The following is a 4,223-nucleotide window of genomic DNA, read 5'->3' as shown; positions in this document are numbered from 1 at the left end:
GCGCGCGGCGGGTTCTTCTACATGAACCAGGACATCGCGATGGACTGGCACGTCAACAAGTCCTTGCGCGAACTTTCGGGCAACAACCCGTCGCAGCTCGACCTTTATGATGCGGCCGGAAACAAGCTGACCCAGGAAGGGATTTCCGGATACAACAACAACTGGGGCAACTGCTGCGCCCGCGACTATGATCTGTCCTATACCAATACGGCGCCTTATGCCGCGCTGGAACTGGACAACGATCACTTTGCGATCGACGGTTCGGTCCGCTTTGAAAAGGTCAAGGCATCCGGCGGCGGCCGCACGGGCGGGGCAGAGTTTCTGGTCAATTCGAGCGGCGTGAACATCCCGGCGATGACCGCGAACGGCTCTGCCGAAGTACTTAACTACAGCCGCAGCTACACCTCGTGGACTGGCGGCGCATTGTGGAAGGTCAACCCCAACACCAGCCTGTTCGTTCGTGCATCGCGCGGCGGACGCTTTAACGGCGATCGCCAGACGTTCGGTGGCAAGATCGCCAGCGATGGTTCACTGTGCACCGGTGCCATGGCATCGGCAGGAACGATGGGCTGTACTGCGGACGGCGTCACCCCTTCGGTCGATTTCGTCAAACAGTATGAACTCGGGCTCAAGAACCGGGGCGATCTGGGCGGCGGCCGCTACACATTCGAACTTACGCTGCTCAAGGGCAACTTCAAGCAGTCAACCTTTGAATTGTCTGCCACGCGTTGCCCGGGCGGTGCCGGGGGCTGCGTAATCGACGCGCGGTACAAGTCCTATGGCGCCGAACTCTACGGCACTTATACCAACGGCGGATTTACCCTGGTCGGGAACGCTACCTATACGAAGGCGACCCGGTCGGGCACCGACGCAACAGGACAGCCAACGCCGTTCACCCGTGCGCCATATTTGCCCGATCTGGTTTACACCGTTCAGGCCAGCTACGACCTCAACGACTATGCGCGGTTCGGTCTTAACGCGACCGGGCAGACGGCGATCATCGACGATGCCGGGCGCCAGTATCCTGGCGGTGCAGTAATCGGTGCCAACTTGACGGTAATGCCGCTCAAGAACCTGGAACTGGGCGTCCAGGCTTACAATCTGTTCGACCGTTATGATCTGCGCGGCAGCGGCAACCTGGCGGACAGCTCTGTCACTCCGGTGGTGATCGGTACCGGTCCTGCGCTGGGCCGCACTTTCACGGCTTCGGTCAAATACAGCTTCTGATCGAACCGCATAGGGGGTTCTTACCGCGCGCAGGCGGCGAGAAATTGGGGGAGCAGCCATATGGTTGCTCCCCCTCTCCATTGCTGCCACTTAGACGGGCATGGACGCCGACCGGAAACAGGTAAGCGGGGCGCTGGCCAGGGAACTGGATGGCCTCCAACGCGCGCCCGATCAGACCCGGCACGATGCACTGCTGGCTCTTTGCCGCCGGGCCCTCAGTCTGGGTCTGGCAGCACAGGCAATCCCGCTGCTGGATGCGCTGGGCGGGGCCGATCCGGCGAACGCCGAAGTGGCCCTGCTTCGCGGCGTGGCCTTGCGCCGGGAACAACGCTTCGCCGATGCCGCTGCGGTGTTTGCTGGCGCACGGGGGGCGGGGGCGACAGATCCGGCCTTGCTTCAGGGCCTTGCACAGACCCGCTATGAACTGGGCCAGCCCGCAGCAGCGCTGTTTGCTCAGGCGCTGCAAAGCTGTCCCGGAAATATGGAATTGCTGCGCAACCGCGCGTTGGCGCTTGCGAGTGAGGGGCAGCAGGCCAAGGCGGAATCCTTGCTTGAGGCGGAACTGGCCCGCAATCCCGACTGGCTGGACGGCCACCGGGCGCTTTCCACCTTGCGCTGGACCGGGGCGGATCAGGCGCGCTTTGCCGAAAGTTATGCTGCCGCGATGCCCCGCATTCCGCATAACGCGGCGTTGTGGCAGGCCTGGTTCAGCGCGCTGGCGCAGGTACGCGACTGGGCCGGAGCGACTGATGTGCTGGACCGCTGGGAGGCCAGCCTTGGCTCGTCACCAGCCACTCAAGTCTCGCGGCTGTTCGTGGCGAGCGAGGCGGGCGATGCGGCGACGACCCATCGCTTGCTGGCAGCGACACAAAGAGTAAGCGGCGCAGCCATCGACCTGATCCGCGTGCGCCATGCCTTGCGTGCCCGTGATGCGCGCGGCGCCGAAGCGATTTGCCTGGCACAGGTCGCCACCTCCGCCGCCGCGTTGTTCTGGCCTTACCTTTCGCTCGCCTGGCGACTGGCCCTGGATCAGCGCCACCTGTGGCTGGATAATCCTGACGCTTTGATCGGCGTGCACCGCGTCGATCTGGCGGCTGACGAACTGACCGATCTCGCCGATTTGCTGCGTAGCCTGCACACAATGCAGCGCCCCTATGCCGAACAATCGGTCCGCGGCGGCACCCAGACCGATCGTTCGGTAATCCAGCGGGACGAGCCGATCATGCGTCTGGCCAAGGCGCGCTTTCTGGATACCGTAAGAGCCTATGTTGACGGTCTTCCGCCCAATGATCCGCAACATCCACTTCTTTCCCTGCCGCGCGGGCATCTGTTGATCGAAGGCAGCTGGTCGGTGCGGCTGCTGCGCCAAGGCTATAACGTGCCGCACAATCACCCCGTCGGGTGGATCAGCACGGCCTTTTATATCGCATTACCCGACGCTGGGCAGATGGGGCCGCCGCCGTGCGGGCACATCGCTTTGGGCACGCCGCCCGAAGAACTGGGGCTGGATCTTCGAGCCTACCGAACGATTGCACCTGAACCGGGGCTTGCCGCGCTGTTCCCTTCGACCATGTGGCACCGGACAATGCCGTTTGATGATGGCGAACGGCTGGTGATTGCGCTCGATGTAGCGCGTCCGCGCACTTGATCGGGCCCGGCAGATGGACGACACACACGGGATGAGGGACAGGCGCCATGCAGACTGACCGGTCGATCCGCCGGATCGTGATCGTCGGGGGTGGCACCGCCGGCTGGATGACTGCGGCAGCGCTGGCCAATGCCATCCGCACCGGCTGCGCCATAACCCTGGTCGAAAGCGATGAAATCGGCACGGTGGGGGTCGGCGAAGCCACAATCCCGCCGATCCGCACCTTCAACGAAGCGCTGGGTGTGGACGAAAATACTTTCGTCAAAGCGACCCAGGGTTCGTTCAAGCTGGGTATCGAGTTTGTCGATTGGGGCCAACTAAATCACCGCTATTTCCATCCCTTCGGCACCTACGGGCGCAACTTTGATTTTCTGCCGCTGCACCAGTACTGGCTTGCAGCCCGGGAACAGGGTGATGCGCCCAGCCTGGATGATTTGTGCATGGCTTGGGCAGCGGCGCAGCGCGGCAAGTTTGACCGGCCATCGCCTGACAGCCGCAATGTGCTGTCGACGTTTGAATATGCCTATCACTTCGACGCCGGGCTGTACGCCGGGTTCCTGCGCGCATACGCCGAAGAGCGCGGCGTGATGCGAATTGAAGGTAAAGTGGCCGATGTAAGCCTGAATGCCGAAAGCGGCCACGTCACTCACGTTACGCTGGGCGACGGCCGCACGCTTGACGGCGACCTGTTTGTCGATTGCTCCGGTTTTCGCGGGCTGCTTATCGAAGGCGCGCTGGAGACCGGATACCAGGATTGGCAACACTGGCTGCCGTGCGACAGCGCCATGGCAGTCCCTTGCGCCAAGGCGGGGAACCTTACCCCGTACACCCGTTCAACCGCGCGTCAGGCAGGGTGGCAATGGCGCATTCCGCTGCAGCACCGCACCGGCAATGGCCATGTCTATTGCAGCCAGTTCATGTCGGACGATGAAGCCGCCGGTATCCTGATGGCCAACCTTGACGGCGGGGCGCTGGCCGATCCGCGCAAGCTGACTTTCGTAACCGGACGCCGCAACTTGTTCTGGAACAAGAATGTCGTGGCAATCGGGTTGTCGGGCGGGTTTATGGAGCCGCTTGAGTCTACCTCAATTCACCTGATCCAGGCTGGCATTTCCAAACTGATCGCGCTGTTTCCTGATCGCGATTTCGATCCGATGGTGAGTGATGAATACAATCGCATCGCCATTAACGAGTTTGAACGCATTCGCGATTTCATCATCCTTCACTATAAGCTGACCAGCCGCACCGACAGCGAGCTGTGGCGCTATTGCAGCGCGATGGAGGTGCCCGATACCGTGACATGGAAGATCGAGCACTTCCGCAAACACGGCCGCCTGGTCCAGCGCGA

3 protein-coding genes are annotated in these 4,223 nt (G+C 62.3%); all 3 read left to right on the top strand.

From position 1 onward, the window contains the following. The coding region (locus Q0L62_RS12970; RefSeq protein ID WP_296680562.1) for a TonB-dependent receptor at nucleotides 1–1,227 on the top strand (1,227 nt) is incomplete at its 5' end. Between the two features lie 100 nt (nucleotides 1,228–1,327). Continuing rightward, complete coding sequence (locus tag Q0L62_RS12965) at nucleotides 1,328–2,875, top strand: putative 2OG-Fe(II) oxygenase (protein WP_296680560.1); 1,548 nt, start codon at nucleotides 1,328–1,330, stop codon at nucleotides 2,873–2,875. 47 nt (nucleotides 2,876–2,922) lie between these two features. Then, on the top strand, nucleotides 2,923–4,223 hold a 1,301-nt coding region (locus Q0L62_RS12960), incomplete at its 3' end, for a tryptophan halogenase family protein (protein ID WP_296680559.1).

The sequence above is a fragment of the Novosphingobium sp. genome (assembly GCF_024642085.1).
Lineage (GTDB): Bacteria > Pseudomonadota > Alphaproteobacteria > Sphingomonadales > Sphingomonadaceae > Novosphingobium.
Note: the sequence above shows the minus strand (reverse complement) of the source record. Positions and strands in the feature narration are given on the sequence as shown.

Coding starts and splice junctions, on each gene's coding strand:
- Q0L62_RS12965 (WP_296680560.1), top strand. CDS start 1,328: ATGGACGCCGACCGGAAACAGGTAAGCGGGGCGCTGGCCAGGGAACTG.